This window comes from Brachyspira sp. SAP_772 (assembly GCF_009755885.1).
Taxonomy (GTDB): Bacteria; Spirochaetota; Brachyspiria; order Brachyspirales; family Brachyspiraceae; genus Brachyspira.
Genome location: NZ_VYIX01000003.1, coordinates 166,929 through 190,263, shown reverse-complemented (window position 1 = coordinate 190,263; position 23,335 = coordinate 166,929). Strand labels below are relative to the sequence as shown.

20 protein-coding genes are annotated in these 23,335 nt (G+C 26.5%); 12 read left to right on the top strand and 8 right to left on the bottom strand.

From position 1 onward, the window contains the following. Positions 1 to 2 precede the first annotated feature (2 nt). The gene (locus GQX97_RS10570; protein ID WP_157151924.1) at positions 3 to 320 is read right to left on the bottom strand and encodes a hypothetical protein; all 318 of its coding nucleotides are present in this window, start codon (positions 318 to 320) and stop codon (positions 3 to 5) included. Between the two features lie 87 nt (positions 321 to 407). Next, on the bottom strand, positions 408 to 1,928 hold the full coding sequence (locus GQX97_RS10565; RefSeq protein ID WP_157151923.1) for a DUF4026 domain-containing protein: 1,521 nt from the start codon (positions 1,926 to 1,928) through the stop codon (positions 408 to 410). Between the two features lie 175 nt (positions 1,929 to 2,103). On the opposite strand from GQX97_RS10565, the gene GQX97_RS10560 reads away from it, so the two are divergent. The 6 genes from GQX97_RS10560 (at position 2,104) to GQX97_RS10535 (ending at position 8,682) form a co-directional block, all read left to right on the top strand. Further along, positions 2,104 to 2,952, top strand: a complete 849-nt coding sequence (locus tag GQX97_RS10560) for a hypothetical protein (protein ID WP_157151922.1) — start codon at positions 2,104 to 2,106, stop codon at positions 2,950 to 2,952. Positions 2,953 to 3,076: 124 nt separating this feature from the next. Next, complete coding sequence (locus GQX97_RS10555; protein WP_157151921.1) at positions 3,077 to 4,540, top strand: helix-turn-helix domain-containing protein; 1,464 nt, start codon at positions 3,077 to 3,079, stop codon at positions 4,538 to 4,540. Positions 4,541 to 4,627: 87 nt separating this feature from the next. After that, positions 4,628 to 5,566 carry a thioredoxin-disulfide reductase gene (gene trxB, locus GQX97_RS10550; protein ID WP_157151920.1) on the top strand — a complete coding sequence of 313 codons (939 nt, stop codon included), beginning with the start codon at positions 4,628 to 4,630 and terminating at the stop codon, positions 5,564 to 5,566. A 161-nt stretch (positions 5,567 to 5,727) separates the two neighbouring features. Further along, entirely contained in the window at positions 5,728 to 6,273 is a 546-nt protein-coding gene (locus tag GQX97_RS10545) for a ribosome assembly cofactor RimP (RefSeq protein WP_157151919.1), read from the top strand. Between the two features lie 25 nt (positions 6,274 to 6,298). Further along, on the top strand, positions 6,299 to 7,786 hold the full coding sequence (nusA, locus tag GQX97_RS10540) for a transcription termination factor NusA (protein WP_157151918.1): 1,488 nt from the start codon (positions 6,299 to 6,301) through the stop codon (positions 7,784 to 7,786). Next, positions 7,786 to 8,682 (top strand): class I SAM-dependent methyltransferase, encoded by an 897-nt coding sequence (locus GQX97_RS10535; RefSeq protein WP_157151917.1) that lies wholly within the window; start codon positions 7,786 to 7,788, stop codon positions 8,680 to 8,682. The genes nusA and GQX97_RS10535 overlap by 1 nt, the downstream gene beginning before the upstream one ends. A 5-nt stretch (positions 8,683 to 8,687) precedes the next feature. Here GQX97_RS10535 and GQX97_RS10530 read toward each other — a convergent pair whose 3' ends face one another. The 4 genes from GQX97_RS10530 to lepB form a co-directional block, all read right to left on the bottom strand. Then, on the bottom strand, positions 8,688 to 11,654 hold the full coding sequence (locus GQX97_RS10530) for a PD-(D/E)XK nuclease family protein (RefSeq protein WP_157151916.1): 2,967 nt from the start codon (positions 11,652 to 11,654) through the stop codon (positions 8,688 to 8,690). A gap of 74 nt (positions 11,655 to 11,728) precedes the next feature. Next, on the bottom strand, positions 11,729 to 12,805 hold the full coding sequence (gene queA / locus GQX97_RS10525) for a tRNA preQ1(34) S-adenosylmethionine ribosyltransferase-isomerase QueA (protein ID WP_157151915.1): 1,077 nt from the start codon (positions 12,803 to 12,805) through the stop codon (positions 11,729 to 11,731). A 39-nt stretch (positions 12,806 to 12,844) separates the two neighbouring features. Next, on the bottom strand, positions 12,845 to 14,485 hold the full coding sequence (locus GQX97_RS10520) for a hypothetical protein (RefSeq protein ID WP_157151914.1): 1,641 nt from the start codon (positions 14,483 to 14,485) through the stop codon (positions 12,845 to 12,847). Positions 14,486 to 14,498: 13 nt separating this feature from the next. Beyond that, entirely contained in the window at positions 14,499 to 15,545 is a 1,047-nt protein-coding gene (gene lepB / locus GQX97_RS10515; protein WP_157151913.1) for a signal peptidase I, read from the bottom strand. Positions 15,546 to 15,749: 204 nt separating this feature from the next. On the opposite strand from lepB, the gene GQX97_RS10510 reads away from it, so the two are divergent. Both GQX97_RS10510 and GQX97_RS10505 read left to right on the top strand, forming a co-directional pair. Continuing rightward, positions 15,750 to 16,193: a hypothetical protein gene (locus tag GQX97_RS10510; protein WP_157151912.1), complete on the top strand. Its 444-nt coding sequence runs from the start codon at positions 15,750 to 15,752 to the stop codon at positions 16,191 to 16,193. 26 nt (positions 16,194 to 16,219) lie between these two features. Then, the gene (locus GQX97_RS10505; RefSeq protein ID WP_157151911.1) at positions 16,220 to 17,584 is read left to right on the top strand and encodes an MATE family efflux transporter; all 1,365 of its coding nucleotides are present in this window, start codon (positions 16,220 to 16,222) and stop codon (positions 17,582 to 17,584) included. 9 nt (positions 17,585 to 17,593) lie between these two features. Here GQX97_RS10505 and GQX97_RS10500 read toward each other — a convergent pair whose 3' ends face one another. Then, positions 17,594 to 18,082 (bottom strand): hypothetical protein, encoded by a 489-nt coding sequence (locus tag GQX97_RS10500; RefSeq protein ID WP_157151910.1) that lies wholly within the window; start codon positions 18,080 to 18,082, stop codon positions 17,594 to 17,596. A 428-nt stretch (positions 18,083 to 18,510) separates the two neighbouring features. Here GQX97_RS10500 and GQX97_RS10495 point away from each other — a divergent pair, with 428 nt between their 5' ends. The 4 genes from GQX97_RS10495 to GQX97_RS10480 are packed head-to-tail and all read left to right on the top strand — an operon-like array spanning position 18,511 to position 22,417. After that, complete coding sequence (locus tag GQX97_RS10495) at positions 18,511 to 19,569, top strand: ABC transporter ATP-binding protein (protein ID WP_157151909.1); 1,059 nt, start codon at positions 18,511 to 18,513, stop codon at positions 19,567 to 19,569. Then, positions 19,566 to 20,381 carry an ABC transporter permease gene (locus GQX97_RS10490; protein ID WP_157151908.1) on the top strand — a complete coding sequence of 272 codons (816 nt, stop codon included), beginning with the start codon at positions 19,566 to 19,568 and terminating at the stop codon, positions 20,379 to 20,381. The genes GQX97_RS10495 and GQX97_RS10490 overlap by 4 nt, the downstream gene beginning before the upstream one ends. After that, a complete protein-coding gene (locus GQX97_RS10485; protein ID WP_157151907.1) occupies positions 20,378 to 21,190 on the top strand; it encodes an ABC transporter permease in 813 nt (270 codons plus the stop codon). Before GQX97_RS10490 ends, GQX97_RS10485 begins: the two co-directional genes overlap by 4 nt. Positions 21,191 to 21,214: 24 nt before the next feature. Then, on the top strand, positions 21,215 to 22,417 hold the full coding sequence (locus GQX97_RS10480; RefSeq protein WP_157151906.1) for a PotD/PotF family extracellular solute-binding protein: 1,203 nt from the start codon (positions 21,215 to 21,217) through the stop codon (positions 22,415 to 22,417). Between the two features lie 290 nt (positions 22,418 to 22,707). On the opposite strand, the gene GQX97_RS10475 is transcribed toward GQX97_RS10480, so the two are convergent. Next, a complete protein-coding gene (locus tag GQX97_RS10475) occupies positions 22,708 to 23,334 on the bottom strand; it encodes an MBL fold metallo-hydrolase (RefSeq protein WP_157151905.1) in 627 nt (208 codons plus the stop codon). Position 23,335 lies beyond the last annotated feature (1 nt).

The following is a 23,335-nucleotide window of genomic DNA, read 5'->3' as shown; positions in this document are numbered from 1 at the left end:
TTTTATCTCCCTTCAGTATTTTTCTTAATGCTATAATACTTAGTTGGTATATTTATAATTATATCATTTGTAATAGGCATATTATAATCTAATCCTTCAGGCAAATATCCTCTTTGTGTGATTCCTCCAGCTGTTTCAATTATTTTAGCGAAAGAAGAACCATATTCACAAAAATATACTCCCGAATGTCTTACAGCACCTTTCATAGTTACTTTTATATATTTTTTAGTTTTGGTATTATTATTATAAAAAGCATTAATTATAATACCAAATAAAAAAACCAACAAAATAAAAGATAGACAAATAATTTTTTCTTTCATTTTTTATATATAAAAATAAGCTATTTTTTATTATTTTATAATATTAATGATATCATTATTTCTTTATAAGGTCAAGAAATTATAAATTTAATCTTCAAATAATAAATATATATTTTTAGAGTCATATTGTATAGATTTATAGTATATTATCCAATCTGTAAGATTATCTATACTATGCTTTCCTCTATCCCCCTCATGCATATTCAAATCTTTATAAGGCTCGTTTAGTAATGTTGCATCAAAATATCCATCATCAGTAAAATCATGAACCTCAAACCATAAATGCTCTAAATCATTAGGGTCTTCATCTTCTTTGGCATAACCCAATTTTACTAAAAATGAAATATCTTCATCTTTCTTTTTCTTTGATAATAGCTCTATAAAATATTCAATTTTTTCAAAAGCAGCTTCTCTCATTATAGCAGTTTCAAAATTGCTAAGCATAAAAATAGGATTATCTGTAAGTTTATCTTTATAGTAGTCCATAGTATGATAATTACCTTTTTCATCTATAGCCACTAATACACCAGAAGGAGTATTATGTATATTATCATTTCTGTCTTTATAGCTACCTGAGAAATCTTTGTCAATATTAAGTTTTTCTAAAGCCTCTTGCCAAGGAAGCCAGCAAACACTAACACCATAAGCAGGAGTAAATTTAAAACCTTTTTCAGGTGCCCCTCTCTCTATAAATAGTTTTGCTACTGTGCTTAATAATTCTCCATAATGAGCATTAGGATCCTCAACACCAACTATCTCTAATTCTATAACCCCAGCTCTATATAAACCATGCGTATGAAACCAATATTCTACTTTGTTTGGGTCTTTATCATCATCATATACGGCATGAATAGTATAAAGGTAGTCTAATGAAGGCAAAAGCGAGAAAGTTGAAGTGTATGCAAGCCAATCTCCAGAATGTGCTTTAGAGCAAGACATATCTAAAAATAATGATGCATCTGGTACTATGCTATTTAATAATTGTAATTGTCTTTGATAGTCTGTAAGGGGATAATTTTGAAATACTGTTGATATATGTATGGCATAATTTACTTCTAGTGCCTCTTTATAATTTTCTTCTGTTATTGTATTAACCGAGAATATTTCAGGCACATTTTCAGTTACAGTTTTGGCATCTATTAGAGCTATGTAGAATGTAAGCTCATCATTTTGTTTTATTTCTTTATCATGATTGCCGCAAGAGCATTGATGGTTTTCTTCGTGATCATGAGAACATGAGCATTGATGCTGCTCTTCATGGTTGTGTCCGCATGAGCACTTATGTTCTTCTTCATGATTATGAGAGCATTCATGTCCTTTGCCGCAGCAATCATCATCGCATTCTTCACTGCAATCATTGCATTCATAATCTTCTACATATTCTGCTTTTAGTATTACTTCCCATTTGGAGTTTTCTCTTATATAGTCTTCTTTTTCTACCTCTTTTAACTCTGTAACTATAAAATTGTTTTCTTCTGCTAAAATATCTCTAAGCTCATCTATAGTTACATTATGATCATATTCTTTAGAAAATACTGCAGCCATCCAAGATTCTAATCTATGCTCTTTGTTTGAAAATACATTATATAGTTTCTCATTATAATCCATACTTTATTAACCCCTTAAAAATAATTAATATATGATAAAACAAAAAATATTTTTTTGCAATTATAAATATATTTTCCATATTTTTTTATATTAAATTATGTTTTTCGTTGAAATAGATTTTAATATGATTATAATAGTATATATGTAATTTTTATATGTAATTTTGGGGTATATTATGTTTAAAAGAGTATTAATTTTATTTGTTTTATTTATATTTATTTCTTGCAAACAAAATCCATCATCTATGCTATCTTATCCTCCTACAGCAGATAATGGTGATAATATAGATGACGGCAATATAGACGATGGTAATATAGATGACGGTAATATAAACAATGGTATAAATTCTGGTTCAGGATATGGTTATTATGATGTTTCTATATTGATAAATGACACTATTATAACAAACAAATATAGAATATCAGATACTTACGATATGCTTATATATTATTACAACATGATAATAGACTCTGAAACTAAAGAACCTAAATTTGAATTGCGTAATGTTAATGAATCTTTAACTGCTGAAAATAATATTTATTATACTTTCGATACTAATTTAAATATTATGAAAACAGAAGAAAAACAAGAAAATGGAACTAATATAATTACAAAAACAATTTCTAAAAAATTTAGAGGTGTTTGCTTAGTAAGAATATATCCAGATCCTGTAGAAAATCCTGTTAATTCTTCATTGTTAGGAGGTTATACTTTAGCTGGTATTTACACAGAAGTTCCTACGTCTACATTAATGGGCTTCATGGCTATGACAAATTCTGATAATTTTCAAAGCTATGGATATGATGAACTTATTGTATTAAGACATGATTTAAATATAAAAGATACAACATCATTTGCTAGTTATAATAATGAAGTTTCAGGAGCTAATTATACTAATTATAGAGCGGATATACTATTTAATGTAGATAAAAGCATAAATTTATACTATTATAACCCTAATAGAGAATTTGAAAATCAAAATACTAATTATATTTTTAAAAGAATTGTAAAAACTGCATCATAAAATATTATAATATTTATGTATTGACTTTTTATTATTTTTTTATATGTTGTTTATGTGTTGATATTATAATTATATTATGTTATTATAGTGTAATGATAAGAAAAATAGGTACTATGGATATGGCATGAAAATAATATCTGGAAGATTTATCTCGAAATCTGAATTGCGTAATAAGATACTTAGAGATTTTGTATTAGTATTTCTGTTTTTATCTGTAGCAGGATTTATATATTTTCAAATGAGAAGTCCTGTACCTGTAAAGTTTTTCTTTAAGTCTCTTTTTCAAGATGTAAAAAATAGTGTAGTAGAAGAATATTCAAAAATATATTACCCAACCTACTATTTTTCTATGCAAATGACACCTATATTTGATATAATTAATCAAGCTCCTGAAGTTTATAAGGTTTTAATAACTAATTTTTTCCCAAAGCATACATTTATAGAAAAGGCAGCTATGCAATTTGGTGATAGTTATATGTCTATTACTAAATCAGGTAATGGCTATAAGGTTCAAGGCACTATTGCCACGAATAATATGCAAAAATACTCCGCAATACCATTAGAACAGCTTAGTATAGACTCTTTTTATGTAAAAGATGGTAAGCCTTATATACATTTAATTTATATTGCTAGTGAAAATGTTGCTTTTGAATATATTTCAGAGTTTAATGTGAAGTTTGATAATTTAGATATAAGAAATATGAATAATATATATGCTTATTTGGTTACAGGAAACAGCAGAATAATTTTCCCTGTATCTTTATCTAATACCAATGAAAACCCTATGGACTTTGTTGAAATAGCAGATATGCTTAATTATGAGTTTCAAAAAGATGAAAATGAAGATATAGCTAAAGTAATTTACAATAATAAGCATTATTGGGGATATAAGGGCAATTTTAGCGTATCTGAAAACAATGTTGAAATAGGAATTATAATTCCAGAAAAGTCTTTAATAAATAGAATACAAGTACCTATTGTACTTTTCTTTGTTATATTTGTAGTCCTTACAATAGGTTTAATAGTGATGTTCTCTGTTCATTATGTAAAAATAATAGAAGACCTGAGAAATAATCATATGAATATTAAAAACATTATAAAAGAGGGCGAAAGTACAAATGTAGAGTTTAAGTCTACTTTAAGATATGACAGCAATACAGAAAAGATAAATAAATCTTTAGAAGAAGTGATAATGAAATCTATTGCAGCTTTTGCAAATACTGAAGGCGGAAGACTTTTTATAGGTATCACTAATGATGGAGAAATTATAGGGCTTGAGCATGATTATTCTACTTTAAGACAGCCTAATAAAGATTTCTTTGAGCTTCATCTTAGAACTTTAGTTGAAACTTATTATGGTAATGCTTTTTCTGCTGAGAATATTAGAATAGATTTTGTTGAAGAAGATGGAAAAGACATATGTATTGTTTATATAAGTAAAAGCAGAGAGCCTGTATATAGTAGAATCACAAATAAGCAAGGTCTTAAAGAAGAAAAATTCTTTATTAGAGTTGGTAATTCATCTAGAGAAATAGCGAATGCAAGCGAAATCATTGCCTATGTAAACAAGCATTTCAAAAAGCTATAAAAAGTTATAATACTATAACAAAATGTTTGACTAATTTGAAAAAATACGATATAATAATAATTACTAATAAAAAAGGAGTTTCAATATATGTCAAATAATGTATATGATTCTATTGTTATAGGCGGAGGTCCTGCTGGTCTTTCTGCTTTACTTTATTTAGGAAGAGCTTTAACTAATTCATTACTTATAGAGAAAAAAGGTATTGGCGGGCAGATGATGAGTACCGATACTGTTGAAAATTACTTAGGGTTTCCAGAGGAGATGAGTTCTTTTGAACTTGTTGATAGAATGCAAAGGCATGCTGAGAAATTTTCTAAGAACCCTATAGTTTATGATGAAGTAACAAAGATAGAAAATATTAAAGATAAAGTAAAAACTATTTATACTGCAGATGGAAAAACTTATCAAACAAAAAGCATAATACTTGCTATGGGCGGATTTGCTAAGAAATTAGGCACTAAGGGCGAAGAAGATTTTGCTGGAAGGGGTGTTTCATATTGTGCTACTTGTGATGGTGCTTTTTATAGAGATAAAACTGTTGCTGTTGTTGGCGGCGGAAACAGTGCTTTTGATGAGGCTTATTTCCTTACTAGATTTGTTAAGAAAATATATTTGGTTCATAGAAGAAAAGAGTTTAGAGCTGATGCTATTAATATAGAACATTTAACTAATACTGGCAAAGTAGAATATGTTTTAGACAGTGTGATTGATGAGATTTGCGGAGATGGAAAGGTTACTAATATAAAAATAAAAAATGTATTAGATAACTCTATACATGAACAGGCTGTAGATGGAGTATTTGTATTTGTTGGTCAAGAGCCTGCTACTAGCATATTAAAAGATACTGGTCTTGCTATGAAAGAGAGCGGACATATTATAGTTGATATGTCTACTATGGCTACTAATATAGACGGAGTTTTTGCTTGCGGAGATTCTGTATTTAAACCTGTAAGACAAGTTGCTAATGCTGTTGGTGAGGGGGCAGTGGCAGCTGTAAGGGTTACTGAGTATTTATCTCATCTTTAATTTAAGCATATAACAATAAAAATGCTTGACAAAAATATTTATTGATATAGAATTAATTATATAATCAATAGGACTTTAATAAAAGAGTGTTGGTTTATCTCCCAAAGGGAAAAACTGACCCTCTTTTTTTGTTAACACTTTATATATAGTAGTATAGTATTATGAGCGAAAAAAACAACAGAAGACCACAGAGGCAAAAAGAATATGGCAGAGATGCTAAAAAGAAAAAAGTTAAACCTGTTAAAAAAAATGAAGTGAAAGTAATAGATCAAGAATTGCTTTTTGAGAATGCTAAAAAGTTAATAGAAAAGCATAATATTTATTTATTAGATTTAAAGGTGCTTGCTGTAAAAGATAATAAAAAAGTTTATGCTGTTATTTTTAAGAAGAAAGAGAGTGTTTCGCATAATCATTGTATTGAAGCGACAAAAGTAATTCAAGAAGTGATAAAAAATAATGGTTATGATGAGGGGGATTATACTATTACAGTATCTTCTGCTGGGTTTAGATGGAAATTTGATGATAATTATGAGCTTTTTGAAGATATGCCTATAAAGATTAAATACAAAGTAGATGATGATAATTATATTACAACTACGGCTATATTAAAAGAAGCTAAAGATGATTATATTATTATAAATAATGATGATAATGTTGATATAAAAATATTAAAATCTAATATTATAAAAACTAGATTAAATTGCTAGTAAAAACAAAAATGGAGAGTTAATTATGTTTGAAAATGTTGGTACTTATCTACAAATGCTATCTGAAGAAAAAGATATTAATATCGATTTTCTTAAAGAGGTTGTAGAGTCTGTTATGATTTTGGCTTTAAAAAAGAAATATGGAGATAATGTAAACTTCCATATTAATTTTGATAATAATAATAATCCTACAGTATATAGAGGAGTTAATGTAGTTGAAGAGGTAAAAGACGATAGAAAGGAAATATCTTTAGAAGAGGCTAAAAAACTTGACAGTGATATTAATTTAGGTGATGAGGTTTTAATATTAGTTGATCATGTTGGTGATTTTGGAAGAATAGAGAGTACCGCTGCTAAGACTACTTTCTTTCAGAAGATTTCCGAGCTTGAAAAAAATATTATATATAATGAATTTAAAAGAAGAGAAAATCAATTAGTAAATGGATATTTTCAAAGAGAAAACAGAGGAAATATATATGTTAATTTAGGTAAGACTGAGGGGGTTTTACTAAAAAAAGATTTATCTCCAAGAGAGCATTATTCTGCAGGAGATAGAATAAGAGCATATATATACAAGGTAGAAAATGATAGGTCTGGGCATCCTACTATATATTTAACAAGAACTAAAGCTGACTTTATTAAAAAATTATTTGAATTAGAAATTCCCGAGATTGCTGACGGCACTATAGAAATAAAAAATGTTGTAAGACAGCCGGGATTAAAAATAAAAATAGCAGTAGTATCAAATAAGCCTGAAGTTGATCCTATTGGTGCTTGTATTGGTCAGAAAGGTATAAGAATACAGGCTATTATAAAAGAGATTGAAGGCGAGAAGATTGATGTTGTAAAATGGTCTAAAGATATTAGAGAGTATATTGCAGAGGCTATTGCTCCTGCTAAACCTACTAGAATAATTATTACAGACCCTGAGAAAAAAGAGGCTATGATTATTATACCTGATGATCAATTATCTCTTGCTTTGGGAAGAAGCGGATATAATGTTAAATTGGCTTCTCAGCTTACTGGTTATACTTTTGATCTTAAAACAGAAACTGATATTAAAGAAAATCCTGAATTATTAAAAGATATAGTTCCTTTAAATCAAATATTTGCTGAAAATATTGAAGAGAATATTGAAAATGAAGAAGTTACTATTGAAACTGAAAATACTGAAGATAGTACAATAAGTAATTTATATTCATTAACTGATATAGATAAAGATGTAATAAAAACTCTTATTGACGGAGGCATTAATTCTATAGAAGAGCTTTATGGAATGAGTGCTAAAGATATTATGGAAAAAACTAACCTTGATGAGGAAACTGTTAATAATATAATAGACATACTTAAAGAGGTTGTTAGCGTTGTAGAAGAGAGTGATGAAAATTACGAAGGAATTGCAGAAGAGGTTGTTGAAGAGATAGAGGTTTATGAGTGTCCTAACTGCGGTTCTAGCATTACTGAGGATATGACTAAATGCCCTAAATGCGGTATTGAGCTTTCTTTTGAATAATGGCGAATATTTGCAAAGTTTGTTCTTCCAATCATTATAAAAAAATTGGAGAAATTAAAAATATTTGGAAAGAGTATAAAGACGTTTATCAATGTGATGAATGTTCTTTATACTTTATAGATTCTCCAACCAATGAAGAGATTAACTCATTATACAAAAATGAATATCATAATAATATAAAAAATAAATTATTTGAAATAGCTAAAAGCAAGATGCGTTATGCTAGAAGTTTATCTCAATTTAATTTTATCAAACAAACTATAGATTTAGAAAATAAAGATATATGCGAAATTGGAGCTTTTGATGGATTATTATTAAGTTTATTTAAAAAAAATAATAATAATGTTTTTGGATATGAGCTTAATGATAATGCAAGAGTTTATGCCAAAAAGAAATATAATATTGATTTGAAAGAAAACTTTTTAGAGAGTGAGTCTAAATATGATATTATAATACTTTCTCATGTAATAGAGCATTTTAAAGAACCTAAAGAGATATTAATAAAAATAAAAAATATGCTTAAAGAGAATGGATTTATATATATAGAGGTTCCTAATTCTCCTATGCCTAATGAATGTTCTTATGAAATGCTTATGAGATATCTTAATACAGAGCATATTGTTAATTTTAATATGGATAATTTAATTAAATTTGTAGAAAGTGCAAATTTAAAAATAATAAGAAGCGAATATAATAATTATAATATCAGTGAAAATAATGAAGATTTAAAAATAAGCTTACTAGAAGGTTCTTTTCCTAGTTTCAATAATTTTTTTGGCTTTTCTTTATTTGCTCTAAAAACATTAATTATACCTAATGCAACTTTCATTGATTATAAAAACAAAGCTAATAAATGGTCTTATGGAGAGAATATTAGAGTAATAGCAAAAATATGAAATTATTACTCATAAACATAATGTTCTTTACATAAATTATAATATATACAATCTCTGCATTGATTTTCACCTGCTATAAAAATTAATTCCCCATCTGCAATATGTCTTAATACCTTATCAAAATAATTATGAAGTACATTTTCTCCGTTATATCCAAGTATAGTAAGTATTGTTTCCTTATCATCAAATTTTATATAGTGATTTTCTTTATTTACTACATTTTCTTCTTTATAAATACTAAAACCTAATTCGCATTTTTCTAACTGCTTAAATATATCAATATTTTTATTTTGCTTAATTATATATTCTTCTATAGCATATTTTAAATATAGTAAAGGCTGTAAGTAATTATTGATTATATCATCATAATTATCATAGCTTACAATTTTTTTAATATTGTAGCTGCTTCCTTTATAATCTATAATTCTTATTCCATTTATTGTTTTATCATCTCTATAACTTAAATCTATTCTGTCTATTCTACCTTTAATTTTTACATCAAATCCATTATAAGAATAAACTTTAATATTATTAAAATCTTCTTCAAATGCAAATGGTATAAATCCATATTCTTCAATATTATCTATTTCATTTGATATAAAATACTTCATTATATTATTAATTTCATAGCTCATTATTTTTTTATCATTTTCATCAGTAATTTCTTTTTTATCCATTATAGTATTTTCTATAACTTCTTTTGCTATATCGTTATAATTATCAAACTCTGAACGCTTTAATGTTAAATCATTATATTTATTTTTTATTTCTGAATAAAAATTATTAAATATTTCATGATAAACAGTTCCCTTTAATATTTTATCTATGCTAACAGGAGTTGATGATACAGCTTCTATTTTACATTCATCATTATATAAAACTTTAGCAGGGCATTGCATTATATTAAGCAAGTAACTTACACTAATGCAAGATTTCTTACCAAACAATTTATTTTGTATTATTTTTATTGCATTGTTATTAGCATCATCATATTCATTTTTATTTATTTTATCATAAACACTTTTTGTAATCTCTTTTATATTAATTGGAAGTTTGTTATTATTATTCAAATGCTTTTCTTCTAAATTATAATTTTCTCTTTCAAAAAATAAACTCATCATATTTTCTTTTGAAGTGTGAATATTATCTGCTATATAGTTTTTTCTATAAATAAAAGAGTTAATATCATTAAAATCTTTTATTCCAATTTCTGATGCTATATCTTCCAAATAATAAAATGGTATATCTAAATTGCCTTCATCATCTTTAAATCTAAAGGAAAAATAAACTTTACTATCATCTTCTAATGAAGAGAGTATATTTAAAAATAAATTATAATACATATCAGATAATAAACTTTGAGTATTAAATATATGTTTTTTATATTTATTATTAATTTCTTCTCTAAGTTTATTGCTCATAAAAAAAGTATTTGGCTTTCTCATTAAAAAATCATTATTCATACCTAATATAAATAAATGTTTTACTTTTATTCCTCTAGCATCATAAAGATTACTTAACGTTATAGCATCATATTTGCTTTTATCTGTTTTTATGTAACTTTCTTCTATTAATGTACTTAAAGCAGAATAGAAATCATAATAATCTATTTTCTCTTCATCTTCTGTTGCTTCAAGTTTGAGTATTAGTTCTATAAACAGTCTTAATGCATTTTGATGAATGTTAATTATATTATCATCTTTGTAAATTAATTTATTATCAAATATTAAATCTACTTTTAAAAATTTTAATATTTCTATATAAACTATTGCTATAGTTTTATAAGTATTGGCATATATGAGTTTTTTTAATAGTTCTATAAAATCTAATATAAACTTATTATCTTTTACATTTTTCACAAAATCATCTAATGGCATAATACTTACTATTTTTTCATTAGCATATAATGTGTTTCTTATATTATAATTATTTGTCTCTTCATTATTACTAATAAAAGGAGATGATAATATTTTAATTAGATTCTCTACATCAATTTTTATTTTCTCTTTTTTATCAAGTATAGTAAATACAGACATTAGCACAGGTATAAGAGGCATCTTCCATATAAAATTCCCCCTTCTTTCATTAAAATTAATATTACATTCTTTTAATCTATTAACTAGAATGTCATGATATTTATCAGCATCAGAGTAAATTATATTAATATCTTCTAAAGAAATATCTGATTGTATTAATTTTGTTATCTCATCTAATACAGTATCAACTTCTTGTTTTGTGCCGAATGCTGTTATTAATTTTATATCATCTTTTTTTATATTTTTTTTGTTTATTAATGATTTTGCAAAATTTGATATTTTATATTGATTTATATTATAATCCTTAAAATAAGGTTTAAAGTTGTTTATGCATTCATCTGCTAAGAATATATTTATTTTTATATTGTAATAAGTTTGTATTGTATTTAAGAATATGCTATATAAATGAGGAAGACTTTCAAAGTTATATATATTTATTTCATCATAATTAATTTTTATTTGTTTATTTTTTACTGAGTTAATAAAATATTCAAACGCATCGAATTCATCAATAGCATTAATCGAAGTATTTTTAAGTTTATATATTTCTATAATTTTATTTATATCTTTTAAATGTTCATCATTAAAAATTATATTTTCATTACACATCAACTTAGCAAAACTAATCTCTTCCAAAAAAGAATATAAACTTGAAGCCAATTGATAAGTGATAACTTGTTTGGATAATATTGAGTTTTTATTTTTTTGTGTGAACTCATTTATAGCAGAGTGCATATTTACTATAGCGATAGCCTTTTCTAATAAGTAAACATCATTTTTTAGACAATATTTTTTTAAAAAATTATCTATACTGTTTTTATAGAATTCATATATTGTTTTATAATTTGTGATATCAAGACTATAATATTCACCATTTTCTTTAATAAGATAATTGTCTCTTGCTTTAGAGTTTGGAAAGAGAAATAATTTATTCATGATATAAAAAATCCATAATTTTAATTTATTTTTTATAATAAACTAAAATATTATTTAATCAAGCATTTAACTTATTAATATAAAAAAGTAGCATCTCCATAAGAGAAGAAATGATAATTATTTTCTATAGCAATTTTGTATGCATTCATAATATTATCATAACCAGCAAAGGCACTTACCATAGCAAGAAGAGTAGAGTGGGGGGTGTGGAAGTTTGTAATGAGAGCATCTATACATTTAAACTTGTATGGAGGATATATAAAAATATTTGTAGAGCCTTCTAATCTATTAAAACTAAAATCATTATATTCACTTTCTAAAACTCTTGCTACAGTTGTTCCGCATGATACTATTCTTCTGCCATCTTTTTTAGCATTTATTATTATATTTGCAGTTTCTCTTGGTATGGAAAATTTTTCTTCATGCATAACATGTTTTTTTAAGTCTTCTTCTTTTATAGGGTTAAAAGTAGAAAAGCCAACATGCAAAGTAACATAGCAAATTGTAACACCAAGAGATTTGATTTTTTCTAAAAGCTCTTTAGTAAAATGAAGCCCTGAAGTAGGGGATGCAATACTTCCTTCATTTTTGGCATATACATTTTGATAGAACTCTTTATCTTTATCGTTATATTCTTCTTCGCCTTTTTTCTTTCTGCTTTGTATTATGTATGGAGGAAGAGGTATTTTACCTATTGTATCTAATATATTTGCAGTAAGCGGTTTTGAAAACTTTATTAATTTTGTTGATATATTATCTTTTATTATAGAAGCTTCAATTATTCCAATATTTTCTATATGGCTATAATCTAAATATAACACATCATTTTCTTTTATATTTTTTCCTTTTATTAAGCATTCCCATAAATCTTCGCTGTTATTGAATTTATTTAAAAGAAGTATTTCGGCATTACCGCCTGTATTTTTTTTAGCATATATTCTTGCTGGGATTACTTTGCTGTCATTGAGAACTAATATATCATCTTTGTTTAGATAATTAATAATATCTGAGAAAATTTGATGTTCTATTTCTCCCGTATTTTTGTTGATTGTCATTAATTTACAATGGTCTCTTTCATAGTTTGGAGTGGTTGCTATTAAATTTTCTGGCAAATAAAAATTATAAGTTTCTCTATTTAAATAATCTATCATAAAAATATTTCTCTTTTATAAAAAGTTAAATATAAAAAATTAAAAGGTTACTATTATTCTTCTCTGTCTTAAAAATTTTGTTAAAGTCTTTTTGCTTACAGAATTGTATTTTAATATGGCATATTCATCATTAATTTTTTTTATCTTCATTCCTTTCCTGTTTGCTTCATAAACTATCTCTTCAAGTTTGTCTTTATCTTTTATATTTATCAAAGTAACGTTTTCATATATTGAAGATATAATTCCTCTTTCATACCATCTATTAATATTGCTTTCTACATGCTTTGGTATTGTAAGTGAATATTCTTCTAATACAGATTTTAATTTGCTTAAAAAATTATTAAAACTGTAATCGGATTCAGTATCATTTATAATGGTTTTTGCTTTTAATATTTTCTCTTCTGTGATTTTATAAGTATAAACGCTTTCATTTTTTTCAAGCTCAAAATATAAATTGCACATATAAATAAAATCATCATCAAAAGCATTATGATTAATTAAAGTAATTTCAAAATTGCTATTAATAAAACATTTTTTTGAATTATTTTTTATGTCTTTTATGCTTTTTAATGCAATAATAGCTCCTTCATAAAACGAAGCTTCTACAAGACCAAATATAAACATTGTATATAACACATTATTATACATTTCTGGAGATATAGTATTTTTTTCTTTTAATTCTAATAGCAATTTGGTTTTAGAAATATTCTCATTATTTTCTAATATTTGAAGTATTTTATTTTGATATTCTAAATGATTTTTAAATATTTGTTTTAGTATGGTGTCTCTTCTTTTTGCTATATTTAATGACAAGAATTTTTTCACATTATCACTTTCTAACGATATAAAACCTTTATTATCTATTATTATTAAATCAAGCTTTAAGCAAATATCTATGATTGTACTGTAGTCTATATTGTTGCTAAAAATTTCTAAATTAATATTATCTATATTTATTTTTTGAATATCAACTTCATAAATAAAGTTTTCTATATCATTTAATATATTAAGGTGATTGTATATAAAAACAGAAGAAGCAACATTTTCTTCAAGAGATTTTTCTATAGTGTTTAATACATTTATGTTATTGATGGCTATAAATGTATTTTCACTTTCTTTTGTAAAATATAATGTAACAATATTAGCTTTACATAAATCTAATAATTCATCATTACTAATTTTTATTTTTGTGTTTTCTATTATTCCACCGTTTTCGTATATGGATATTATTTTTTTTAGATATTTTTTATATGTTGTAATATTATATTTAACATCAATATAATTTTCTATTTTTTTAGTGTTTTCTTTTAAGATAATTGTTTCTAATAATTCTTTTATATTTGGCAAGAAATTTAATGTATCATCATTAGCATTAAGTTTTCTTCTTTTCATTTTTAGATATAAAAGCCCAGATTTTTTTATATCATCAACATAATTAAAAAACATAGGTAATTGCTTTTGACTATATTTAAGAGAATATGCAATATCTATAGAATTGATTTCTTTATCATAATTTTTTATAATAAAATAAACAATTTCTTTTTCTTCTTTATTTAAAAGAAAGAACTTATATGAAATTAAAGATATATTATCAGTTTTATTTTGCAAATCTTCTATATTTTTTGCTTTCCAAATTTTTAATAATTCTTTTAATGTATCTTTTGATATTTGGCTATACATAATATATATTCACTTATTTTATAATAAAGTATTTAAAGAAACCTTGAGGCACATCATCAGGTCTTTTTGATTGTATCCATGCAATCATAGGCTGCCCTTTAATAAGCCTGTAAGGCACAAGTCCCCACATTCTACTATCGCAGCTTTGATCCCTATTATCTCCCATTACAAAGAAATAATCCTCAGGTACATTGTATATATATTCATCAGGTCTGTCTTTTGCATAAGGTATATATATATTCATCCAGAAAAATAGTTTAATATCATCGCTAACTATTTTATCATTAATATATACTTCAAAAGATTTAAGGTCATTGTAATAATCTTCTCTATCAACTATCTTTTTAAATATTATCACATCACCTTTTTTAGGTACATAAACAGGTCCATATATATCTATAATAGGTACGAAGTCTCTTTCCCCATAATAGAAATAACCCCATTTATCTTCTATTTCATTTCCATTTATAATTATCTTTTTTTCTCTAATTTCAACAGTTTCTCCTGCTGTTGCTATTACTCTTTTAACAAACTCTTTTCTAGGATCTAAATCTACAGCTTTAAGTCCAAAGAATAATTTAGCAGGTGCAAGATGCTCTCCTCCAGTTAGTTTTTCACCTATAAAGTCTGCAACTAAAAATCTTGGGTCCCAATTAAAAGGAGTAAGCGAAAATATCATTACAGGTAATTTTAACATCTGTACAAAAGGTGAAGGTTCATAATACGGCATAGCAGATTCGCATCCGAAGGTAGAAGAAGGAGGCGCTCTAAATACAACTAAATCTCCCCTTTGAGGTGATTTTATTTTAGGAAGTCTATAACCTAAAAGCCCATCTGTAAATGGAAGTTTTACACCGTATACGAATCTATTTGCAAATAATCTATCTCCAGGCATGATAATAGGTATCATAGAGCCTGTTGGAATTTGATAGTTTTGTATTAAAAATGTGTTTATAATTAGTACTATTACTATTGCGTATAAAATTTCTTTTAAGGTATGTTTAAAAGTTCTGCATTCGCCTATTATGATATCTGTAATATTTTTTATAGGGTTTTCCATAAAATTAAGCACCTTCTGTAAATATTAATGTGCTATTGTATAATAATATTTATAAAAAATCAACTTGAATAATATGTATATTTATTTTTATAGTTATTATTTTATATAAAATATATACTTTTTATACTATGCTTTGATATTTGACTTTATATTTTTATGATATATTATTTTTATTATAATGTTTTTTAAATGGATAATTAAATTATGAATAAAAAAATTATAGTACTAATAATATTTTTAAGCATATTTTTATCTTCTTGTATTATTAATTTGAGCAGTTCTTCGTTTTTTCCAACAGGTAGCACATATACAGGAGCTTGGGATGGATATTTATATGGAACAGATAATATACATGGTTATTCTATTATAAGAATTTCTTCTGACGGTACTATACAGTTTAAAGATCAATATAATCTTACTGTAGATTTTTATAGATATGATATTGAATATAGAAATATTTTAGGAAATGATGTGTATGAGGCTAGTAAGTATGTGTATGATAGGGGAGATAGCGTTACTTATTATTTAACTATAGAATTTGTAAAGAGTAGTTTTAATGAAAGTATTTATACAGTTAATGTTGGTTTAGTAGAGAAAAGAAACATTGTAAGTGATAAAATATATAGCGGCATTTTTGATAGATATTAATTAATTTTTAAGGTTATAATAATTATATGTCAAATCATATAGGCAAAGATCTCACAGAATCAAAAGTATCTTCTACACTTATCACACTTTTAATACCAATATTATTATCAAACACATTGAATGTTGTTTATAATATAGTAGATAGTATATGGATAGGAAATATTATAGGCCCTCTTGGACTTTCTGCAGTTGCTGTAAGTTTTCCAATAACGCTTATGATGGGTTCTTTTGCTTTTGGGGTTAATATGGCTAATGGGGTTATAGTATCACAATATTATGGTGCCAAAGATTATGATACAGTTAGCCATGTAATAAAAGTATCTACCACTTTGGGAGTTATTATACTTTTTAGTGTAGGCTCATTGATGTTTATATTTGCTAAAAAAATATTAATAATAATGAACACCCCAAAAGATGCTTTAGATATGGCAGTTATTTATTTAAGAATAACTATAATAGGTTTGCCGTTTGCATATTCTTATTTTTTTATATCTTCTATACTTAGGGCAGTTGGAGACACTGTGAGGCCTTTAATATTTTTGATAGTATCATCTGTGGTTAATATCATATTAGATCCAATACTAATAAAAGGCTTTTTTATAATTCCAGCAATGGGGCTTAAGGGGGCTGCTATTGCCACTGTAATATCACAATGCATCTCTGTATTAATAAGCACATCATATTTAAGGATAAAAAACAGCTTTATAAAAATTAATCCTTTTATATTTACATTTGATATTAATATAACTAAAAAAATAATGAAATTAGCGATTCCTATTTCATCGAATCAATTTATAATATCTTTTGGTTGGCTAATAATAACAAGGCTTATAAGCAGTTTTGGAGAAGCTGCAAGTGCTACGGTTGCTATAGTAAATAGGGTAGAATCTTTATTTATCATGCCCATAGGGGCTTTGGGTAATGCTGTTATGACAATGTCGGCACAAAATATTGGAGCTAATAAATTTGATAGGGTAAAAGAAATTTTTAAAAATGGTATTGTTATTGGTATAATTATCTCTTCTGTAATGAGCATATTTTCTATAGTTAATCCTCAACTTCTAATTAATATGTTTACAAAGGATATAGAAGTTTTTGAATATTCTAAAAGCTATATTTATACTATAATGCCTATATTTATATTTTATTCTATTATGTTTGTGTGTAATGGTATAATTAATGGAGCTGGAAAAACTATAGTAATAATGGTTTTTAGCACTTCTACTACGCTTATTTTAAGAACAATATTAGCTTATGCATTGTCAGGAAAGTTTGCACTTGTTGGTATATGGGCATCTATGGGCATTTGCTATATAATAAATACTTTGTTTAGTTTATATTATTATAAATCTGGTAAATGGCAAAAAAACTCAAATATTACACAAAAATAAAATAATTATTTATTCTATAAAAGTTAATTCTTTAGTATAAGGTATTTGGAATTTCATATTTTGTATTGTAAAAGTTAAAGTAATTTGAGCGGTACATTTGAAGTTTTGATTTTTTATGCTTCCAAATGCTGTAGTAAATACATCAATATATTTAGCATTAAACTCCATATTAACATCTTCTGATTGTTTAGAAGGTATTTTTAGAGTTTGAACAGTGTTTGCTTTTGTAAAAACTTTATTGTCTGTATTAATTAATTCTATATCTATTCTATCTAAAGGAAGTTCAAAAGGAAAATTATTTTTTATATTTAGAAGCACATCTAAAGTTATATCTTTAAAAGTTACATTTGCAATAGAAGCTTTTTTTACTTTTATTTCAGGTTTATTTTCTTCTATATATTCTCTTGTAATTTCTTTTGCTTTATTTTGTAATGTTTCGCATGAAGTTAATAATAATAAAGATAATAATATAATAGATATTATTTTTAGATTTTTCATAGAGTGAGCTTCCTTATATTAATTTTTGAATAGAACTAAAAAATATATTTGAAGCGAATTATATATAACTTCTAATAGTTTTGCAACTTTTAATGTTAATATTTTATATTTAAGTTTAAATAGATTTTTAATTATAAAAAATTATGATATGTTAATAATCTTTTATAAAAAAATTATTATATAGTATTGACATTATTTTTATTTGTATTATAGTGAATTTCACTAAACAATTAATGCAATAGCTCGAGTAATGGATATTCTTAGCAGGTGTATCTGTTGACTAAGAAAGGCTTATTATTAATTATAATTAGCTAGAACGAAAAAAACCCTATGCGGGTAAGCGACGAGTAAACTGCGTTTTATACGTTAATATGTATATACGTAATTTTACGGAGGCTATTGTAAATATACGCATAGGGGGTCGTGTAATGGGCGATAATATCATCGTATCTTTAAAAAATATCAATGTATCTTATGGTGAAAACACAATACTTGAAAATCTTAATTTAGACATAAAAGACAAAGAGTTTCTCACACTCTTAGGACCTTCAGGATGCGGTAAAACAACTATACTTAGAACTATAGCAGGTTTTGTTAAGCCTGATTCTGGAGAGGTGTTGTTTGACGGTAAAGTGATAAATAATACTCCGCCATACAAAAGGGAAGTAAATACTGTTTTTCAAAGATATGCTTTGTTTCCGCATCTTAATGTGTTTGAAAACATTGCTTTTGGTCTTAATCTCAAAAAAGTGCATAAATCAGAGATTAAAGATAGAGTTCATCAAATGCTCAAGATGGTGAACTTAGAAAATTACGGAAATAGAAATATTAATAATTTATCAGGCGGTCAACAGCAGAGGGTAGCTATTGCAAGGGCATTAATAAATAAACCAAGAGTTTTGCTTCTTGATGAGCCTTTGGGGGCATTGGATTTAAAACTTAGAAAAGAGATGCAAATAGAACTTAAAAAAATTCAGCAATCATTAGAAATTACTTTTGTATATGTTACTCATGACCAAGAAGAAGCTTTAACTATGAGCGATACGGTTGCAGTTATGAAAGACGGAGAGATACTTCAGATTGGCACTCCTCAAGATATATACAATGAACCAAAAAATGCATTCATAGCAGATTTTATTGGTGAGAGTAATATTATAGACGGAATTATGCATGAAGATTATTTAGTTGAGTTTGCGGGTTATGTGTTTAATTGTGTTGATAAGGGTTTTGAAAAGTTAGAGAAAGTTGATGTTGTTATTCGCCCGGAAGATATAATAGTAGTACCTGCGGAGAATGCTAATATATCTGGACTTGTGGAATCTGCTATATTTAAAGGCGTTCATTATGAGATGATATTAGATGCTCATGGTTATAAATGGATTATACATTCTACAGAGAAATGGGAAGCTGGTACTGAGATTGGTATTGATGTTGCTAAAGAAAATATTCACATAATGAAAAGAGAGGAAGAGGAGGTACTTTTATGAAAACAAAAATACCTGCTATACCTTATCTTATTTGGACTTTAGTTTTTATATTGGTGCCTTTAATTTTGGTGATATATTTTGCTTTTACAAACCAAAAAGGCGATTTTACTATAAAAAATTTCGCGGATGTTTCTACATTTGCTCCTGTTATAATGCGTTCTGTGATGCTTGCTTTTGTGGCTACTTTGGTGTGTTTGATACTTGCTTATCCATTATCTTATTATATATCAAGACAAAACAAAACAGTTCAGCATGCACTCATAATGCTTGTAATGCTTCCTATGTGGATGAACTTTTTATTAAGAACTTATGCTTGGATGACCATACTAGAGCAAAATGGTTTAATTAATAAGGCTTTAATTTTTTTTGGGCTTTCACCTGTAAAACTTATAAACACTCAATGGGCTGTTCTTATAGGAATGATATATAATTATTTGCCTTTCATGATACTTCCTCTATATTCTGTAATGACAAAGATACATAAAAGTTTAATAGAGGCTTCTCAAGATTTGGGTGCTAATTCTTTTAATATATTTACAAAAATAGTTTTTCCTTTAAGTTTGCCGGGCATGGCTTCTGGTGTTACTATGGTGTTTGTGGCAGCTGTTAGTACATTTGTAATTTCACGTATGCTTGGGGGAGGAGCGAATATACTTATAGGCGATTTGATAGAGATGCAATTTTTAGGCATGTCTTATAATCCTAATTTGGGTTCTGCTATTAGTTTGGTTTTAATTGTAATTTCATTATGTGCTATAATGCTTATGCAGCAAATTGATGATGATGACGATGTGGAGGGTATGCTTTTATGATAAAAAAAATACTCTCTAGAACATACATTGCTTTTATATTTTTATTTTTATATGCTCCTATAGCTATATTAATATTTTTCTCTTTCAATAAAGCAAGAGGACGAGGAGTTTTTACAGGGTTTACTTTGGAATGGTATAATAGACTTTTTTCAAATGATTTGATATTAACTTCTTTTTTAAACACAATAATAGTGGCTGCTGTTTCATCTGTGCTTGCTACAATTATAGGAACTATGGCTGCTATTGGAATAAGTTCTTTCAACAAAAAAATGAAAAGTGCTATTATGGGTGTTACATACATATCTATAATTAATCCTGAAATAGTAACAGGTGTTTCATTAATGCTTTTATTTGTAATAATGAAATTGAAATTCGGTTTTACTACTTTAATACTTGCACATATTACTTTTAATATACCTTATGTAATATTAAATGTTCTTCCAAAATTAAGACAGCAAGATAATAGTTTATATGAAGCAGCATTAGATTTGGGATGCACTCCTACTTTAGCTTTTTGGAAGGTTGTAATACCTGATATATTTCCCGGTATTGTAGCTGGATTTTTAATGGCTCTAACTTATTCTTTAGATGACTTTGTTGTGAGTTATTTTACTTCTGGTATCACTTCGCAAACTCTTCCTATAACAATTTATTCTATGACTAGAAAAAGAGTAAGTCCTGAGATTAATGCTATATCTACTGTAATATTTACTATAGTGCTTATTACTTTAGTAATTATTAATATTAAAGAGATAAAGAAAGAAAAATATTTAACACAATTAAAAAGAAAATTCAATAAAAACAATTAATAGTTAAAAGGAGAATAATAAAAAATGAAAAAATTATTTTTTAGTTTTGCATTAGTTTCTATGTGTTTTTATTCATTGAATGCTCAGACACTTGATACTAGCAAGCTCGATTTAAATTACTATCAGAAATTTAAAGATAAGAACATGTCTTTAAATGTATATAACTGGGGCGAGTATATATCTGATGGTTCTGATGAATCTATGGATATTAACAAGGAGTTTGAAGAGCTTACAGGTATAAAAGTAAATTACTCAACTTTTGCTTCAAATGAAGAGCTTTATGTAAAATTAAAAGTTGGAGGTATCGCTTATGATATAATAATACCTTCAGATTATATGATAGCAAAATTGATAAAAGAAAAACTTGTACAAAAGATAAATTTCAATAATATACCAGCTGCAAAAAATATAGACAGCAGATTTTATAAACAACTATATGACCCAACAGGCGAATATTCTGTAGCATATACTTGGGGCGTAAATGGAATAATATACAATACAAAAAAAGTAACAGAGGATATAGTAGATTGGAATATACTTTTTAATGATAAATATAAAGGCCAAATACTTATGTATTATAATCCAAGAGATGCTTTTGGAGTAGCACAGGCTTATTTAAATTATTCATTAAACACTACTAATGAGATGGAATTAAGAGAGACTGCTAGAATATTAAAGGAGCAAAAACCTTTAGTGCAGGCTTATGTAATGGACGAAATATATGACAAAATGGAGGCAGGTGAGGCGGCACTTGGTGTTTATTATGCGGGAGATTCTCTTTCTATGATAGAAAATAATCCTGATTTAAAATTTGTTATACCAGAGAAGGGAGCTAATTTATTTGTAGATGCTATATGTATACCATCAAATGCTCAAAATGTTGAGGCTGCTGAGCTTTATATAAATTTCTTATGCGAGGCAGAGGTTGCTTTAGCTAATATAGAATATATAAATTACGGCTCTCCTAATAATGCTGCTATAGAGATTATGAGCGAAGAAGTAAAAAATAATCCTTTAATATATCCGCCTGCAGAAGTTCTTGATAATTGCGAAGTTTATATAACATTGCCAGATGAGACAAACTTACTTATGGAAGAGCTTTGGAATGAGATATTATCAGATGATTCAACTTATGGCGGTTGGGTTGTTCCTATATCTTTGGTTGTAGTTGTAGCTTTATGTGTAGCTATAATAGTTTTGAGAAAGAAGAAGAGAAGAGAAAATTAATAATTATATATTGAAAAAGTTTTTTATTATTTGATAATAATTTTAAGTCTAGTAATTAGATTTTATAGTGGGGCTTTGCCCCACACCCCAGTTCTTTTGCCGATAGGCACCTACTCGGTATTGGTATAAAAGAACCAAAAGAACTGCATTTTTATATTTTACAATATAATTAGTAGATTGTATATTAATTAATTTGCACTTTTTGCAACTTTGACGAAGTCCGCACCGCGAAGGTGGGAAAAAGTTGAATAAAAAACTTATATGAGAAAATACAGTTATTTAGGTATAAATCACATTATCCCCATCTTCTTTCTTTGCGATAATTTAAAGCCGTAAGCATCATGACCGGGATAAAGCAATGTATCTTCTGGAAGTTTGTATATTATATTTGTTATGCTGTTTTCAAGTTCTGCATAATTTCCTGTAGCTAAATCGTATCTTCCTATGCCATAAGCAAATATAGTATCTCCGCAAAATAAATGACCTTCTGTATAATAGCAAACTCCTCCTTTTGTGTGTCCCGGAGTATGTATTACCTTAAACTCTTTGTCTTTTAACTTAAAAGTATCCCCATCATTAAACTTTATTTCTGGGCTTTGGCATTTAATTCCTTTTCCAAAATATCCGCTTGCATTTAAGTTGGCATCTTGAAAGAAATCATAATCATCTTTATGTACAGCATGCTTTGTATCTTTATAAATCTCTCTTATATCATCAGCACCAGACATATGGTCAAAGTGCCCATGCGTAAATAATACATTAACAAGTTTTTTACCTTCTAATAGTTTTGTATAATCATCATATCCAAATGATAATTTAGCAATATCTATTATCATAGCTTCATCTTCTACAGAAACTATGTAAGAGTTCATTCCATACATATTTGTGTTAATACAGCTTACTTTTAATTCACTCATT